We start from the raw sequence: 16,064 nt of genomic DNA on the forward strand, positions 1-16,064 counted from the left end.
TCCCCGGGCCCCGCTCGGGGAGGATTTGGGCCCAGAATGCTTGACCGCCAGCGGCTTACCGAACATCGGTAGCGGCATGGCGACCTTGCCCCCCATCGCTACGCCGCGCCGCAGCTTCGTTCCCCTGGCTGCCGCTTTGCTCGCCGGCCTCGCCGCGGCGGCGCTGGCACTGTACGCGCTCCACGATCCCGCTATCGCCGTCGGCTTCGCCGGGGCAGGGCTGATCGCTGGAGCGGTTTTGCTCGGCGTCCGCCGTCTGTTGCGCGCGCCCGATGCGGCGGAGGCTCATATCGACTGGTCGGTCGCGCACGCGCTCGCCACCGCTGCCGAAGATGCCGTCGCCGTCACTGATCGCGCCGGCCGGCTGATCTGCGCCAATGCCCGCTATGAAGCGATGTTCGCCGGCTGGCCGACACCGCCCAATCTCCCCATCGCCGAACCGCTAGTCAGCGCGCTTGGCACGGTCGCGCGCACCGCGTGGCGCGACGGTGAAGCCCGGCTCGACGACATCCATGTCCATGGCGCGCCGGTGAGCGCACGCGTCTGCCGCGCGGGGGACGAGTCGCTGGTCTGGCGCTTCATCGGCGTCCAGGCGCTGGATCTCGCCGCCCAGGTCGAAGGGCTGATCGACAGTGGCACCGGCGATCGGCTTGCCGCCGCCGGGATCATGGTGGTCATGGTCACGCCAGAGGGCCGCGTCCGCTCGGCCAACCGCGTCTTTCGCGCCCGCGCAATGGGCAGCGCCGAAGCTGCGGTGGAGGGCCGCGACTTCGCCCGCTTCCTGATCAGCGATTCCGCCGGCCTCGTCCGCTTCGAGCGCGAGGGCCTCGGGGGCAACCCGCTTCGTGTCCTCCAAATCCCATTCCTCGATGGCGAGGACGCGCCGATGCTCGTGGCGCTGCTCGACGAGGAAGCGGTGCTTCTGCCTGGACCTGCCGGCGGCCCCAACGCCTCGGCGCATGTCCGCTCGCTGATTGCGATGCTGCCGCTTGCGATGGCGCTGGTCGATCGAGACGGACGGTTCGTTCATATGAACGAAGCCTTCATCCGCGCCGCGCGGATCAACACCGCCGCGCCGCCGCTCTATCCAGGTGATCTGGTCGTTCGCGAAGACAAGGCGGTGCTCGCCGATGCCGTCCGCCGCTTTGCCGGCGGCGCGTCGCAATCGGCGGAGACCACGGTGCGCCTGAGCGACTTGCCCGAGGAACCGGTGTCGATCGCGATAACCGGCACGCGCGGTCTCGGCGATGCCGCGGTGCTGCTCAGCCTCAAGGATTCTGGGGAGGAAACCAAGCTCAAGCGCCAGATCGCCCAGGCAACCAAGATGCAGGCGGTCGGCCAGCTTGCCGGCGGCGTCGCGCATGATTTCAACAACATCCTCACCGCCATCATCGGCCATTGCGACCTGATGCTGATGCGCCATTCGCCCGGTGACAGCGACTATGACGACATCCAGCAGATCCGGGCCAATTCCAATCGCGCCGCCTCGCTGACGCGCCAATTGCTCGCCTTTTCGCGGCAGCAAACGCTACGTCCGCAGGTGCTCCAGCTTCCCGACGTCATTTCCGAAGTCTCGAACCTGCTGAAGCGCCTGCTCGGCGAGACCGTCCGCCTCGAGGTCAAGCATGGCCGCAACCTTGGCCCGGTCCGTGCCGATCCAGGCCAGCTCGAGCAGGTTGTGGTCAATCTCGCGGTCAACGCGCGCGATGCGATGCTCTCGGCCAATCCGCATGGCGGCGGCACCGTGACGATCGAGACGCAATCCGTGCCTGCGTCCGCAGTTCGGCGCATGGACGAAGACGTTCTTCCGGTCGGCGATTATACGTCGCTGCGTATCGCCGACACCGGCACCGGGATACCACCCGATATCCTCGGCAAGATCTGGGAGCCGTTCTTCACGACCAAGGAAGTGGGGAAGGGGACCGGCCTCGGCCTCTCGACTGTCTACGGCATCATCAAGCAGTCGGGCGGTTTCATTTTCGCCGACAATCTTCCCGGCGGCGGCGCGGAGTTCACCATCTATCTCCCGGTCCACGCGGCCGCCGAGGCTACCGTGGCCAAGACCACCGTCACCAAGGCAAAGCCCGCCGATCTCTGGGGAAGCGGTACCGTGCTCGTAGTCGAGGACGAGGACATGGTTCGCGCGATCGCCGAGCGCGCACTCACCCGCCAGGGCTATACCGTCGTCACGGCCGAAAACGGCGAGGCCGCGCTGGAATTGCTCGACACGATCGAGCGCCCCGACCTGCTCGTTTCCGACGTGGTGATGCCGATCATGGATGGCCCGACCATGGCTCGCAAGGTCCGCGCCCGTTATCCTGATCTGCCAATTCTGTTCATGTCTGGCTATGCCGAGGAGCAACTGCGCAAGTCGATCGATCTCGACAATGTCGCATTCCTGCCCAAACCTTTTTCGGTTCAACAACTTGCCGAAGCAACGCGCGAAGCGCTGCCAACCAAATAAGGCTTGGCGTTGCGGCGATTTGCTGCGATGGGTCCGCGCAATGCCTGCACTGCGCCGTATCCTCATCGTCGAAGATGAGCCGCTGATTTCGATGATGCTCGAGGATTTCCTCGACGCGCTGGACCGCGAGGTTGCCGGCACCGCCGACAATGTCGCTGCCGCGCTGGCGCAGCTCGAGGGGGACGGCGTCGATGCCGCGATCCTCGACGTCAATCTTCGCGCCGGCGAGCAGAGCTGGCCGATCGCCGCCAGGCTGCGCGAGAAGGGCATCCCCTTCATCCTCGCCACCGGCGGGGCAGGTGACATGATTGCCGAGCCCTATCGCGACAGCCCGATCCTCTCCAAGCCGTTCACGATGGACGGTGTCGAGAAGGCGCTCGACGGACTTGCCCAGCGCGCGGGTTAACCGGCGAACGCGTTGATCTTGCTGGCGTAGCGGCGCTGGCCGTGCGCTCAATTTCACTTGTCGAACGGAACGAAGCCTTTCTCGGTGAGCGTCATGCTGACGAGGTCGAGCCCCATGCCGCGCGCGCCTTGCGTCGCCGCCTTCGCGACCAGCCCCCTCTGCTCCTGGTTGCCCTTCGATCCGTTCATTGCCGAATTGAGCAGCGCGGCCTGGACCCACAAGGCCTCCGCCATTTCCTGCTTGGCGGCGTCGTCGGCGCGCGCGAAGGCGGATGTCGCGGCCAACGCCGCGCCGGCCTGTCTCCGCACCGCGCCGACGAGTGCCTTGCCGGGCGTGCTGCTATCGCCGCGACTCGCCTGATAGGCCGAGATCCAATAGGTCGCATAGGCATCGGCGACATCGTCGATACGCAGCCCGAACGGTCTTAGTTCGGTCTGCATCTGCTCGAGGACATCGCCCCTGGCGAACAGCTCCGAAAGATTGGTTGCGCCCTGCGCATCGACCGCGTGCACTTTCGCGACGAACTGTGCGAGGTTCTTGCGCCGTCGTGCCGGGTCCGGACGATAGCGAAGCGTCGCCGCGTCAGCGGTCGTATCGGCGGAACGACGGGGTGCCGCGGGTACCGGGCCGGACTTGTTCACATGGTCGCGAAAGCTGATCTGCGGCCCATTGTAGAGCATCGGGCTGACCATCTGATATTGTGCCGACGCCGTTCCGGGAGCGAGGAAGAACAGGGCGGCCGCGCCGCATGCCAATGCCATTTTCTGCATTACCGCACTCCGTTCGAGCCGGATCCTGGCTAGCGTAGCGGGGCAGGCGGGTCGAGCGGGACGCCCTCACGATCCGGCGCGGCGCATGCGCGGTTCGCCGCAAGCGACGCGGCGGGCGATCAATCGACCACGCGCACCGCGTCGCCCAGCCGGATCAACCCGGGCCGCGCCGCCGTGCCGTAAAGACCATAGGCGTTGCCGAATTGCTGCGCGATCGTCCGCAGCACCCGCGGCTCCTTGGCGCCAGTCTCGGGATCGATCGTGATCAGCACGCAGCGTGGGATCGGGTCGGCCATCTGCAGGAGCGCACCGTCTTCGGCATTGCCGAACGCGAGCCGCTGCCCCTGCCATGCACTCGCCGGAAGCTCGCTCTCGATCAGGATGTTCGCGCGAAAGCGCCGGCGGTCGAGCGCGCTGCCATGCAGTTCTTCGACCCGCGCGTGCCCGCCGCTGGTCTGCACCGAAATCGGCATCGCATCGTAAATGCCGCGCGCGCTCTGGATCAGCGCCGTGGGCTCGCCCGCCGCGGCTTCAAGATGCCCGCGCAGCAGCGGATCGTGGAGCGACAGCGTCGCGCCATCGGGCGTTTCGACCAGCACTGTGCTGGTCTTGGGCTTGGCGGGATCGGCAAAGCGGGCGGTGTGGAGCACCATCGCCGGCACTTCGCGCGCGGTCAGCCAGGGAAAGCGCGTCCCGTTGGCGCTGCGCACAAAGGCATATTGCCGGTCGCCCTCGATGCCTTGCCAGTCGACTTCGGCGACGCCCAGTTGCTCCCCTGCCATCGATTTGACGGGATAGCGATTGAGCTGCGCGACATGGCCGACGATCATGCCCGGTCGCTAGTGTCTCTGCGGGAGCGGGGCAACTAGGGCGCGCGGGAAACGCGCCAATCACACCGCGTCGCGCCGGAAGCACTCTTGCGCATGGTCGTTGACCATTCCCACGGCTTGCATCCAGGCATAGACGATCACCGGCCCGACGAACTTGAATCCGCGCGCCTTGAGCGCCTTGGAGATCGTCTCGGACTCCGCGGTCTTCGCGGGCACATGGAGACCATCGCCACGCCGCGGCGCCCCGCCCGCCAGGCGCCATGCCCATTCGGCGAAGTCTTCGTCCGCGGCCTGCATCGCAAGGTAGATTTTCGCATTGCCGATCGTCGCCTCGATCTTCGATCGGGCGCGGATGATGCCGGGATCAGCCATCAGTCGTTCGATGTCGTCCGCCCCGAATGCGGCCACCTTTGCCGGATCCCACTCCGCGAACGCCGCCCGAAACGTAGCGCGCCGCTTGAGGATGATCGCCCAGGACAAGCCTGCCTGGAATCCTTCCAGCATCAGCATTTCCCACAGCCGCCGCGAATTGTGCACCGGCACGCCCCATTCGTGGTCGTGATAGGCTGCCATTTCGGGATCCCCAGAAGCCCAGCCGCACCGTATGGCATCACGCACGTGCATCTCCTTTGCGACCTCGCTAGCGAGGAAGAACAAAAAAGGAAAGTTCCCCTCTTGTTCCATAAGAACATTATGTGTACGAAGCGAACATTGCGTTGAATGGCGCGTGCAAAGCTTCTAGCGACGGGGACTACAAATGGCCGCTTCTCTCAAGGTGATCGAAGGCAACATGGCAGTTTCCGCAGACAAGCAGAAGGCGCTCGACGCCGCCCTCGCGCAGATCGACCGTGCCTTTGGCAAGGGCAGCGCGATGAAGCTCGGCTCGAAAGAGACGATGCAGGTCGAGACGATCCCCACCGGGTCGCTCGGGCTCGACATCGCGCTCGGCGTCGGCGGGCTGCCACGTGGCCGCGTCATCGAAGTCTATGGTCCCGAAAGTTCGGGCAAGACCACGCTTGCGCTCCACGTCATCGCCGAGGCGCAGAAGAATGGCGGCGTCGCTGCATTCGTCGACGCCGAGCATGCGCTCGATCCGGTCTATGCCAAGAAGCTGGGCGTCAATATCGACGAGCTGATCGTCTCGCAGCCCGACACCGGCGAGCAGGCGCTCGAGATCGTCGACACGCTGGTCCGCTCGAATGCGATCGACGTGCTGGTCGTCGATTCGGTCGCTGCGCTGGTGCCGCGCGCCGAAATCGAAGGCGAGATGGGCGACAGCCATGTTGGCCTCCAGGCGCGGCTGATGTCTCAGTCGCTGCGCAAGCTCACTGGCTCGATCAGCCGCTCGCGCTGCATGGTGATCTTCATCAACCAGCTGCGCATGAAGATCGGCGTGATGTACGGCAATCCCGAGACCACGACCGGGGGCAACGCGCTGAAGTTCTACGCTTCGGTCCGTCTGGACATCCGCCGCACCGGGCAGATCAAGGATCGCGACGAGATCATCGGCAACTCCACTCGCGTGAAGGTCGTCAAGAACAAGGTGGCGCCGCCGTTCAAGCAGGTCGAATTCGACATCATGTATGGCGAAGGCATCTCGAAGATCGGCGAGATCCTCGATATCGGGGTCAAGGCCGGGCTGGTCGAGAAATCGGGCGCATGGTTCAGCTATGACAGCGTCCGCATCGGCCAGGGCCGCGAGAACGCCAAGACCTTCCTCAAGGAGAATGCCGAGCTGCGCGACCGCCTCGAAAAGGCGATCCGCGCGCGCACCGATCAGGTCGCCGAAGGCCTGATGGCCGGCCCGGATCCGGAAGACGACATCTGATTTTCGGCCGCGCCGAGGTGCGAACGCGCATCGGCGGCGGTCGCGGGCATCCGCCCTCTTGGAAGCCCCGGCGCACCGCCTCGCGCCGGGGCTTTCGCGTTTGGCAGCGGGCCTTATAGCAGATGGCGATGAAGGCGATCGGCGATCCCGGAAACAAGCTCGCGCAAGGCCTGGCGGCGATCCGCAGCCAGTTCCAGGTGCCGACCTCGTTCCCGCCGGCCGTCCTTGCGGCCGCCGAAGCTGCGGCCAAGCGCGCCCCGACCGCGCATGTCGATCGCACCGATCGCGCCTTCGTGACACTCGATCCGGCGCGCTCGACCGACCTCGACCAGGCTTTTGCAATCGAGAGCAGCGGCAGCGACCTGCTGCTATTCTACGCGATCGCCGACGTCGCCTGGTTCGTCGAGGATGGCGACCTGCTCGATGTCGAGGCGTGGAAGCGGGGGACCACGCTCTATCTGCCCGATGGCAAGGCGGGGCTCTATCCGCCCATCCTGAGCGAAGGCGCTGCCAGCCTGTTGCCTGCGGGGCCGCGGCCGGCGGTGGTCTTCACGGTTCGCGTCGCGCCCGATGGGGCGGTGGTCCTCGACGGCGTCGAGCGCGCGCTGATCCGCAGCCGCGCGAAGCTCGGCTATGAGAGCGTAAGCGACGCCGATCTCCCGCCTCAATTTCGCGAACTTGCCCGGCGAGTCGCTGCTGCCGAGACGAAGCGCGGTGCAGCGCGCGTCGATCCGCCCGAGCAGGAAGTCGCCGAACGTGCAGATGGCCGTCTCGCGCTGGACTTCCGCGTGCGTCACCAATCCGAAGATCGCAACGCGGCGCTATCACTCGCCACTAATCTCGCCGTGGCGCAGGCGCTTCTCGCGCACCGAACCGGGCTGTTCCGCGTGATGGCCGAGCCCGACGCGGCGGCCGTCGCCCGGCTGCGCAATACGGCGCGCGCCTTCGGCATTGCCTGGCCCGAGGAACAGCCCCTTGCAGGTTTCGAACCGGGGCTCGATCCGGCCGACCCCGGCCAGGCGGCGCTGATGCTGGCCATCCGCCGCGCCGGGCAGGGCGCCAGCTATGCGCCGTGGCAGCAGGGTGTGATCCCCTGGCACGCGGCAGTGGCCGCGAGTTACGCGCATGCGACCGCGCCGCTGCGCCGTCTCGCCGATCGACATGTCGTCCGCGCCGCGCTCGCCGTTGCCAATGGCAAGCCGGTCCCAGCGGTGGTGGAAGACGCCTTTGCCCGGCTCCCCAAGACGATGGCGCGTGCCGATGCGCTGGCCGGGCAGATCGATCGTGCCGTGATCGACCTTGCCGAAGCCGTGATGCTGCACGGCCGCGAAGGTGAGGTTTTCGCCGCGATCGTCACCGATATCGACCCGCGCGGCGCGCGCATCCAGCTTCGCGACGTCCCCGTCGTTACGCGAGTGGATGCCGCGGGCGTCGTGCCCGGCGCTACGATCCGCGTGCGGCTCCTCCAAGCCGATCCGACGCGCCGCACCCTGCAATTTGAGCGCGCCGAATGAGCCGCACGCCGCGCTCTGACCCAGACCATTTCCGCAACGGAGAGACAGCATGACGATCACCGTCCACCATCTGGAGAATTCGCGCTCGCAGCGTATCCTCTGGATGCTCGAGGAGCTCGGGCTGCCCTATACGGTCAAGCGCTATCAGCGAAACAAGACGACGATGCTCGCTCCGCCCGAGCTGCGCCGCATCCATCCGCTCGGCAAATCGCCGGTGATCGAGGACGAGGGGCGCGTGATCGCCGAGACCGGCGCGATCGTCGAATATCTGGTCGAGAGGGCCGATGGCCGCCTCGGCGCCCCGGCGCATCGCGACGATGCGCTGCGCTACCGCCACTTCCTCCATTATGCCGAGGGCTCGCTGATGCCGCCCTTGTTCACCAAGCTGGTGCTCAGCCGCGTGCCGCTGCTCGGCAAGGTCGCACAAAAGAAGTTCCAACCGATGGTCGACGTCCATCTCGATTATGTCGAAGGCGAGCTTGCCGGGCGCGACTGGTTCGCCGGCAAGGAATTCACCGGCGCCGATGTGATGATGAGCTTCCCGCTTGAGGCCGCGGTCGCCCGCGCCGCCGCGACCGAGGGTCGCCCGCATATCGCCGCCTGGCTTGCCAAGGTCCATGCCCGCTCGGCCTATCAGGCCGCGCTCAAAGCCGGCGGGCCTTATGCCTATGCCTGAAGCCGAAGGACTGGGCAGCTGCCTCTGCGCATCGCTGCCCGATCTCGCGGTGGTACCCATGGGGGGCGCGGGCTTCGACGAGCGCGTCCTCGCCACGATCGAATCGCTCTGCGATCATGGCGGCGCGCAATGGTGGCTGCACCTGGCGCGCTGCTCGGCGTGCGGCCAGCATTGGATGATCGCGCAGGAAGAGCGGATCTATGACGAACATTTCCTGAAGCGCCTGTCGCCGACCGAGGTGGATGCCATCCAGGCCGACCGGCGCTGGCCCGAGGACTTCCTGACCTATGCGCGTGCTGGAGGTGGGCCGCGATCACGGGCACCCCTGCATTCATCTCGATCCGCGTTCGCCCGCGCTCGTCGACACCATCGCCGATCTGCGTCGCGAACGCCCGGAGATCAAGGATAGCGAGATCGGGTGTCTGATCGGCATCAGCCCGCGTCGCGTCGCCGTGCCGGGGCGGGCGCGATCGTCGGGCGGAAGTCTGTGGCGCCACATTTTGCGGCGCCCGCGCTAGAGATCAGTTTCGCGGCGTACCGTATTCGGTGAAGCTGTCGTCGGCCAACGCCGTCCCGTGCGGCATCGCCACCACTGGCTCCACCGCTTCGGGCGTATCGAGCTGCCCCTCCCAGCGCGCCACCACCGTTGCCGCCACCGCGTTGCCGATGACGTTGGTCGCCGTCCGCCCCATGTCGAGGAAATGATCGACCGCGAGGATCAGCAGGATGCCCGCCTCGGGGATGTTGAAGTGCGACAGCGTACCCGTGATCACCACCAGGCTGGCGCGTGGCACGCCGGCGATGCCCTTGCTGGTGATCATCAGGATCAGCAGCATCTGGATCATCGTGCCCCAGTCGAGATGGATGCCATAGGCCTGGGCGATGAAGATCGACGCGAACGTCATGTACATCATCGAGCCGTCGAGGTTGAACGAATAGCCCAGCGGCAGCACGAAGCTGGCGATCCGCGGCGGCACCCCGAACCGGTCGAGTGCTTCCAGCGTGCGCGGATAGGCGGCTTCGGACGAGGCGGTGGAGAAGCCGAGCAGGATCGGATCGCGCAGATAGCGGATCAGCGTGCCGGTGCGGCGGCCGACGATCAGGAAGCAGGCCCCGAGCAATACTGCCCACAGCACGATCAGCCCGATATAGAAGGTCGCCATGAAGTAAGCGAGGTCGCCGACCACGCCGAGCCCCTGCAGCGCCAGCGCCTTGGCGACGGCGCAGAACACCGCGATCGGCGCGAACAGCATGACGTATCCCGTCACCGTCAGCATCACCGCGACGAGCGCCTCGAGCCCGCGCACCAGCGGCGCACCTTTCTCGCCCACGGCGGCAAGACCGACGCCGAAGAACAGCGAGAAGATCACCAGCTGCAGGATGTCGTTGGTCGCCATCGCCTCGATGGCGGAGGTCGGCACGATATGGGTGAAGAACTTCGCCGCGTCGAAGCCGGTGCGATCGACCCCGCTTGCCGCCGCGACATCGGGCAGCGGCAGGTTCAGCCCGGTGCCCGGGTGGAGCAGGTTGACCAGGATCAGGCCGAGCGTCAGCGATACCAGGCTGGCGCAGACGAACCAGCCGAACGCCTTCAGCCCCACGCGGCCGATCGCGCCGCCGCCGCCCATATGCGCGATGCCGACGACCAGCGTCGACACCACCAGCGGCGCGATGATCATCTTTATGAGGTGGAGGAACATCTGAGTAGGGATGTCGAGCCCCCAGGCGATATCCTTGAGCTTTGCCGTTCCGGCGCCGCCATCGTCATAAGCGGCGTTGAGCCCCCAGCCGAGCAGCAGGCCCAGCACCAGCCCGCCGATAATCCACCACGTTAGTCGCTTGCCCACAAACTACCCCTAATATGCCGGCGGCAGCGAAGGGGATTGTCGCCGCCGGGTCAAGAACCGTATCGCGGCTCTATCCTGTCGAGCCGGAGAATCCGATGCCCAATCTCACCCGCCGGCACCTGCTCGGCGCCGCCACTGCGCTGCCGTTGCTCGGCCTCTCCTCGGTGGTCCGCGCCGCCGAGCCCGATCTCTCGGCACTGCGCGATCTCACCACCGGCGCCCAGCCGATCACCGTGGCGGAGCGCCAGGGGCGAATCGCCCGGGCCCAGGCGCTGATGAAGGCCAACGGCATTGGCGCGGTGCTGATCGAGCCCGGCGCCTCGCTGGTCTATTTTACCGGCATCCGCTGGGGGCGCAGTGAGCGGCTCACTGCCGCGGTGCTACCGATCGAGGGCGATCCCTGCATCGTCACGCCGTTCTTCGAAGAGCCGAGGACCCGCGAAACATTGGCGATCCCTGCGCAGGTCCGCGTCTGGCAGGAGGACGAAGATCCGTTGAAGCTGATCGCCGGCTTCCTGCGGGATCGCAAGCTCGCCCATCTTCCGGTCGGGATAGAGGAAACCGTGCGCTTCTTCGCTGTCGACGGGCTGCGAAAGGCGGGGATGAAGGTCGTCTCGGCCAATGCGGTGGTCCGCGGTTGCCGGATGATCAAGACGCCGGCCGAGATCGCGCTGATGCAGCTCGCCACCGACGTGACGATCGCCGCCTATCGCTGGCTGCATCCGCGCGTCGAAAAGGGCATGAGCCAGCGCGACGTCTCTGCGCTGATGGATGCGGCAACTCGCAAGCTGGGCGGCGATCCCGAATTTTCGATGGTGCTGGTGGGCGAGGGCGCCGCCTATCCGCACGGCACCAAGACCCCATCGCCGGTTGCCGAAGGGCGCATCGTGCTCATGGACTGCGGCTGCGCGGTCCAGGGCTATCAGTCCGATGTTTCGCGCACCTTCGTCTATGGCACGCCTTCGACAGAGCAGCGCAAGGTCTGGGATGTCGTCGCACACGGCCAGCAGGTCGCGTTCGAGGCGGCCAGGCTCGGCGCGCCTGCTGGATCTGTCGACGATGCCGTGCGCGCCTATTACGCCTCGCTCGGCTATGGCCCGGACTACAAGCTTCCCGGCCTGTCGCATCGCACCGGGCATGGCATCGGCCTCGACGGGCACGAGCCGGTCAATCTCGTCCGCGGCGAGGCGACCCGGCTCGCCGCGGGGATGTGCTTCTCCAACGAACCCGGCATCTATATCCCGGGCAGCTTCGGCGTCCGGCTCGAGGATTGCTTCCACATGACCGAGAGCGGGCCCAAATGGTTCAGCACCCCGCCGCGCTCGATCGATCGCCCCGTCGCATGAGCATTCCAGTCATCGTCAATGCCAGCGGCGGCACCGCCGCCTCGCGCGGCGACAAGCTCGAGGGCGAACTGCAAAAGGCGTTCGCCGAAGCCGGGCTTGCGATCGATCTGCAGCTTGTCGAGGGCAAGGGGATGCAGGCCGCGGTCGACAAGGCGGCGGGCGCGGAGATCGTCGTGCTCGGCGGCGGCGACGGCACGCTCGGCAGCGCCGCGGGCACGCTCGCCAAGGCGGGGTCGGCGCTCGGCATCCTGCCGCTCGGCACGCGCAACCATCTTGCCCGCGAACTCGGCATCCCGCTCGACGTTCCCGGCGCGGCGAAGCTGATCGCCGAAGCGCCGCGCCGCGCCATCGATCTCGCCCGAGTCAACGGCCATGTCTTCGTCAACAATGCCTCGATCGGCCTTTACCCCGACATGGTGGAGGAGCGGGACGGCCTGGCGCTCCCCAAGAAGCTCGCCGCGCTGCCGGCTGCCTTCGCCGCGATCAAGCGGATGCGCCATCGCCGGCTGCATTTGCGGATGCCGGGGCAGGAGCAGCAGATCGTCACGCCGATGCTGTTTGTCGGCAACAATCGCTATTCGCTCGATGCCGGCAAGCTCGGCCAGCGCGAGGCGCTCGATGACGGTGTGCTTTCGGTCTATGCCGTTGCCTCGCGCCGCCGGCTGGCGCTGCTCGGCTTTGCCCTGCGCGCACTGATCGGCCGCGCCGATCCCTCGAACGATTTCGCTGCGATCGGCGATGTGGCCGAACTGTGCGTCAGCGGCCCGAGCGACGACGTCCATATCGCGCTCGACGGTGAAGTCCATGCACTCACCGCACCGCTCGAGTTCGCCATCGATCCGCGCGCGCTCACGGTGATCGCAAACCAGGCGTGACCCGCGGGCATTGCCTGCCTATCGTCGCCGCCATATCGATTCTCTGAGGGGGGAATATGCTTCTTGCTGCATTGCTCGCATTCCAGGCGGGAGCGCTGCCACCGATCACGCTCGCGCCCAAACCCGGTGGCGGCAAGCTTCACGCAGAGAATTTTCCCGAGACTCAATATGACGCAGTGCTTGCCGCGATGATCGCCAAGGGCAATGCGCATTGCGGCAAGCTCAAGACGCGCTGGGGCCGTTTCAACAACAAGATGAACACGCTCACGCTGACCTCGGGCAAGACCGAGAATCGATACGCCTTTTACGATCAGGCCTTCACCTGCTTCGATCCCGCCACCGACCCCTACAAGGCGGTTGCCGCCGACTGGAAGCCGAGCGACGCCGACAAGTCCGATGCGCTGATCTTCGCCGAGCGCCATCTGGCGGCAATGGATCGCAACGACGTTGCGGCCGCCATGGCGGGCTTCGAGCCGCTGCTCGAACTGTCCCGTGCCGACGCCGTCGCGACGATCGACGATTATCGCAGCCGCACCAAGGACCAGGTCCGCAACTTCCGCCCGCTGGTCTGGGTCAACAATGTGGACGGCGCGGCGCATCCGGGTGCCTATGCCTATGCGCCGTTCGACGGCGCGCGCTCGTGCGGCTTTCTGCTGCTCTATCGCGCGGCGCCGGGCAAATATCAGGTCTCGCAGATCCGCGTCTTCGGTCAGCTCGCCACCGATCGCTGGACGGATCAGAGCGCGGCGGCGCTTAAGAAGCAGTGCGACGCGCTTTGAGACATTAAAGCTGCAAGCGAATCGAAGCGTTTTGCTTGAGCGAAGCGCTTTGCGCCCCTAAGTCGGCACCCATGACGTCTACCAACGATATCCGCCGTTCGTTCCTCGACTATTTCGAGAGCCAGGGGCATGCCCGCGTGCCGTCGGCGCCGCTCGTGCCGCAAAACGATCCCACGCTCATGTTCGTCAATGCGGGCATGGTGCCGTTCAAGAACGTGTTCACCGGGCTGGAAACGCGGCCCTATTCGACCGCGACCTCGTCGCAGAAGTGCGTCCGCGCCGGCGGCAAGCACAATGATCTCGACAATGTCGGCTACACTGCGCGCCACCACACCTTCTTCGAGATGCTCGGCAATTTCTCGTTCGGCGATTATTTCAAGGAGCAGGCGATAACCCACGCCTGGACCCTGCTGACCAAGGTGTGGGGCATCCCGGCCGACAAGCTGACCGTCACCGTCTATCACACCGACGACCAGGCGTTCGATCTGTGGAAGAAGATCGCCGGGCTGCCGGAAGAGCGGATCATCCGCATCGCCACCAAGGACAATTTCTGGGTGATGGGCGCGGACGGTCCGTGCGGGCCGTGCTCGGAAATCTTCTACGATCATGGCGATCATATCTATGGCGGCCCTCCCGGCTCGCCCGAGGAAGACGGCGACCGCTTCGTCGAGATCTGGAACCTCGTCTTCATGCAGTTCGTGCAGGAAGCCGATGTCATCGTCGGCGACCTGCCCAAGCCCTCGATCGACACCGGCATGGGGCTCGAGCGCGTCGCCGCGGTGCTCCAGGGCGTCCATGACAATTATGACACCGACACGTTCAAGGCGCTGATTGCCGAGTCGGGCGCGCTTACCGGCTCGGTGACCACGGGTGCGAATCAGGCGAGCCACCGCGTGATCGCCGACCATTTGCGTGCCTCCGGCTTCCTGATCGCCGACGGCGTGCTGCCGGCCGCGGAGGGGCGGGGGTACGTCCTTCGCCGGATCATGCGCCGCGCCATGCGCCACGCGCAGCTGCTCGGTGCGCAGAATCCATTGATGCATCGGATGGTCCCGTCGCTGGTCGCCGAGATGGGCGCTGCATTCCCCGAGCTCGTCCGCGCCCAGCCGCTGATCGAAGCGACCTTGCTCCAGGAAGAGACCCGCTTCCGCCAGACGCTCGCCAACGGCCTGCGGCTGCTCGACGAGGCAACGCTCGGCATGGGCGAGGGCGCCACGCTCCCCGGCGAGACGGCGTTCAAGCTCTACGACACGTTCGGCTTCCCCTATGATCTGACCGAAGATGCCTTGCGCGCGAAGGCGATCACTGTCGATCGCGCCGGTTTCGAGACGGCGATGGCCGAGCAGAAGCGCGCGGCGCGGGCTGCGTGGAAGGGCTCGGGCGACAAGGCCTCGGACGAGCTGTGGTATGACATTGCCGACGAGCTCGGCGGCACTGAGTTCATCGGCTATAACGGCACCGAGGGCGAGGCCCAAGTCGTCGCGCTGGTCAAGGACGGTGCCCGGGTCGAGACCGCCCAGGCGGGTGATACGGTGACCATTCTGACCAACCAGACGCCCTTCTACGGCGAATCCGGTGGCCAGATGGGCGATGCCGGGACGATCACCAACGACAAGCTCCGCGCAGTGGTGGACGACACCGCAAAGCCGCTCGGCCGCCTCCACGCGCACAATGCCACGATCGAAACCGGCGAAGTCGCGGTCGGCGACACGGTCAAGCTTTCGGTCGATGGCGCGCGGCGCGATGCGATCCGCGCCAACCACTCCGCAACGCATCTGCTCCACGCGGCGCTGCGCAAGCGCCTCGGCGGGCATGTCACGCAGAAGGGGAGCCTCGTCGCGCCCGATCGCCTGCGTTTCGATTTCTCGCACCCTTCCGCGCTCACCGCGCAGGAGATCGCCGATGTCGAGGCTGACGTTAATGCGCAGATCCGCCATAACGAAAGCGTCGGCACACGGCTGATGACGCCCGAGGATGCGATCGCCGCCGGCGCGATGGCGCTGTTCGGCGAAAAATACGGCGACGAGGTCCGCGTGCTCTCGATGGGTAAGGGCGACGACGCGCATTACTCGGTCGAGCTGTGCGGCGGGACGCACGTCACGGCCACGGGCGATATCGCGATCTTCAAGATCGTTTCCGAAAGCGCGGTGTCCTCCGGCATCCGCCGCATTGAGGCGCTGACGGGCGAAGCCGCGCGCCTCTGGCTGGTCGCGCGCGACGAACGGCTCCGCGAGGCCGCTGCGGCGCTCAAATCCTCGCCCGACGAAGTCCCCGGTCGCGTGCTCGCGCTGGTCGAAGACCGCCGCCGGCTGGAACGCGAACTTGCCGAGGCGAAGAAGGCGCTAGCACTCGGCGGTGGCGGTGCCGCGGCACCGTCCGGCCCCGAGCAGGTCGCTGGCGTCAATTTCGTCGGCCAGGTGATCGACGGCCTCGAAGCCAAAGCGCTGCGCGGCGCCGTCGACGACGCCAAGGCCCGCATCGGCGCGGGCGTCGTCGCGCTGGTCGCAGTCAATGACGGCCGCGCCTCGGTCGCGGTCGGCGTCAGCGAAGGCCTGCCGTTCAGCGCCGTCGATCTCGTCAAGCTCGCGGTCGCGGCGCTGGGCGGGCAGGGCGGCGGCGGCCGCCCCGACATGGCCCAGGGCGGCGGCCCCGATGGCGACAAGGGCGCCGAGGCCATCGCCGCAATCCGTGCCGCGCTGGAAAGCCAGACCGCACCGGCCTGAGCGCGT

Annotated in this window: 14 protein-coding genes; 10 read left to right on the forward strand and 4 right to left on the reverse strand. The window is 66.6% G+C overall.

The features are described 5' to 3' along the window. The first annotated feature begins 76 nt into the window (after positions 1–76). Entirely contained in the window at positions 77–2,464 is a 2,388-nt protein-coding gene (locus tag AB2M62_RS07515; protein ID WP_404339004.1) for a response regulator, read from the forward strand. Positions 2,465–2,504: 40 nt separating this feature from the next. Continuing rightward, positions 2,505–2,870, forward strand: coding sequence for a response regulator (locus AB2M62_RS07520; RefSeq protein ID WP_404339006.1), 366 nt, complete (start codon positions 2,505–2,507; stop codon positions 2,868–2,870). Between the two features lie 53 nt (positions 2,871–2,923). Here the strand turns inward: AB2M62_RS07520 and AB2M62_RS07525 are convergent, their stop codons facing one another. From AB2M62_RS07525 to AB2M62_RS07535, 3 genes are all read right to left on the reverse strand, one after another. After that, positions 2,924–3,640, reverse strand: coding sequence for a DUF6683 family protein (locus tag AB2M62_RS07525; protein ID WP_404339008.1), 717 nt, complete (start codon positions 3,638–3,640; stop codon positions 2,924–2,926). A gap of 119 nt (positions 3,641–3,759) precedes the next feature. After that, the gene (locus AB2M62_RS07530) at positions 3,760–4,470 is read right to left on the reverse strand and encodes an MOSC domain-containing protein (protein ID WP_404339010.1); all 711 of its coding nucleotides are present in this window, start codon (positions 4,468–4,470) and stop codon (positions 3,760–3,762) included. A gap of 60 nt (positions 4,471–4,530) precedes the next feature. Further along, the gene (locus AB2M62_RS07535) at positions 4,531–5,043 is read right to left on the reverse strand and encodes a DNA-3-methyladenine glycosylase I (RefSeq protein ID WP_404339012.1); all 513 of its coding nucleotides are present in this window, start codon (positions 5,041–5,043) and stop codon (positions 4,531–4,533) included. A 184-nt stretch (positions 5,044–5,227) separates the two neighbouring features. On the opposite strand from AB2M62_RS07535, the gene recA reads away from it, so the two are divergent. From recA to AB2M62_RS07555, 4 genes are all read left to right on the forward strand, one after another. Next, positions 5,228–6,298: a recombinase RecA gene (gene recA / locus AB2M62_RS07540; protein WP_404339014.1), complete on the forward strand. Its 1,071-nt coding sequence runs from the start codon at positions 5,228–5,230 to the stop codon at positions 6,296–6,298. A 128-nt stretch (positions 6,299–6,426) separates the two neighbouring features. Further along, positions 6,427–7,812: an RNB domain-containing ribonuclease gene (locus tag AB2M62_RS07545; protein ID WP_404339016.1), complete on the forward strand. Its 1,386-nt coding sequence runs from the start codon at positions 6,427–6,429 to the stop codon at positions 7,810–7,812. Positions 7,813–7,861: 49 nt separating this feature from the next. Continuing rightward, positions 7,862–8,488: a glutathione S-transferase family protein gene (locus AB2M62_RS07550; RefSeq protein WP_404339018.1), complete on the forward strand. Its 627-nt coding sequence runs from the start codon at positions 7,862–7,864 to the stop codon at positions 8,486–8,488. Beyond that, positions 8,481–8,897, forward strand: a complete 417-nt coding sequence (locus AB2M62_RS07555; protein WP_404339020.1) for a hypothetical protein — start codon at positions 8,481–8,483, stop codon at positions 8,895–8,897. The genes AB2M62_RS07550 and AB2M62_RS07555 overlap by 8 nt, the downstream gene beginning before the upstream one ends. Before the next feature lie 112 nt (positions 8,898–9,009). On the opposite strand, the gene AB2M62_RS07560 is transcribed toward AB2M62_RS07555, so the two are convergent. Beyond that, positions 9,010–10,335, reverse strand: coding sequence for a dicarboxylate/amino acid:cation symporter (locus tag AB2M62_RS07560; RefSeq protein WP_404339022.1), 1,326 nt, complete (start codon positions 10,333–10,335; stop codon positions 9,010–9,012). Between the two features lie 95 nt (positions 10,336–10,430). Here AB2M62_RS07560 and AB2M62_RS07565 point away from each other — a divergent pair, with 95 nt between their 5' ends. The 4 genes from AB2M62_RS07565 (at position 10,431) to alaS (ending at position 16,058) form a co-directional block, all read left to right on the forward strand. Beyond that, positions 10,431–11,681 (forward strand): M24 family metallopeptidase, encoded by a 1,251-nt coding sequence (locus tag AB2M62_RS07565; protein WP_404339024.1) that lies wholly within the window; start codon positions 10,431–10,433, stop codon positions 11,679–11,681. After that, entirely contained in the window at positions 11,678–12,556 is an 879-nt protein-coding gene (locus tag AB2M62_RS07570; protein ID WP_404339026.1) for a diacylglycerol/lipid kinase family protein, read from the forward strand. Before AB2M62_RS07565 ends, AB2M62_RS07570 begins: the two co-directional genes overlap by 4 nt. A 56-nt stretch (positions 12,557–12,612) precedes the next feature. Continuing rightward, positions 12,613–13,335 (forward strand): hypothetical protein, encoded by a 723-nt coding sequence (locus tag AB2M62_RS07575; protein ID WP_404339029.1) that lies wholly within the window; start codon positions 12,613–12,615, stop codon positions 13,333–13,335. Positions 13,336–13,406: 71 nt separating this feature from the next. Beyond that, positions 13,407–16,058, forward strand: a complete 2,652-nt coding sequence (alaS, locus tag AB2M62_RS07580) for an alanine--tRNA ligase (RefSeq protein WP_404339031.1) — start codon at positions 13,407–13,409, stop codon at positions 16,056–16,058. Positions 16,059–16,064: the final 6 nt, after the last annotated feature.

The organism is Sphingomonas sp. MMS12-HWE2-04, from assembly GCF_044881185.1.
Classification (GTDB): Bacteria; Pseudomonadota; Alphaproteobacteria; order Sphingomonadales; family Sphingomonadaceae; genus Sphingomonas.

Coding starts and splice junctions, on each gene's coding strand:
- AB2M62_RS07515 (WP_404339004.1), top strand. CDS start 77: ATGGCGACCTTGCCCCCCATCGCTACGCCGCGCCGCAGCTTCGTTCCC.
- AB2M62_RS07520 (WP_404339006.1), top strand. CDS start 2,505: ATGCCTGCACTGCGCCGTATCCTCATCGTCGAAGATGAGCCGCTGATT.
- AB2M62_RS07525 (WP_404339008.1), bottom strand. CDS start 3,640: ATGCAGAAAATGGCATTGGCATGCGGCGCGGCCGCCCTGTTCTTCCTC.
- AB2M62_RS07530 (WP_404339010.1), bottom strand. CDS start 4,470: ATGATCGTCGGCCATGTCGCGCAGCTCAATCGCTATCCCGTCAAATCG.
- AB2M62_RS07535 (WP_404339012.1), bottom strand. CDS start 5,043: ATGGCAGCCTATCACGACCACGAATGGGGCGTGCCGGTGCACAATTCG.
- recA (WP_404339014.1), top strand. CDS start 5,228: ATGGCCGCTTCTCTCAAGGTGATCGAAGGCAACATGGCAGTTTCCGCA.
- AB2M62_RS07545 (WP_404339016.1), top strand. CDS start 6,427: ATGAAGGCGATCGGCGATCCCGGAAACAAGCTCGCGCAAGGCCTGGCG.
- AB2M62_RS07550 (WP_404339018.1), top strand. CDS start 7,862: ATGACGATCACCGTCCACCATCTGGAGAATTCGCGCTCGCAGCGTATC.
- AB2M62_RS07555 (WP_404339020.1), top strand. CDS start 8,481: ATGCCTGAAGCCGAAGGACTGGGCAGCTGCCTCTGCGCATCGCTGCCC.
- AB2M62_RS07565 (WP_404339024.1), top strand. CDS start 10,431: ATGCCCAATCTCACCCGCCGGCACCTGCTCGGCGCCGCCACTGCGCTG.
- AB2M62_RS07570 (WP_404339026.1), top strand. CDS start 11,678: ATGAGCATTCCAGTCATCGTCAATGCCAGCGGCGGCACCGCCGCCTCG.
- AB2M62_RS07575 (WP_404339029.1), top strand. CDS start 12,613: ATGCTTCTTGCTGCATTGCTCGCATTCCAGGCGGGAGCGCTGCCACCG.
- alaS (WP_404339031.1), top strand. CDS start 13,407: ATGACGTCTACCAACGATATCCGCCGTTCGTTCCTCGACTATTTCGAG.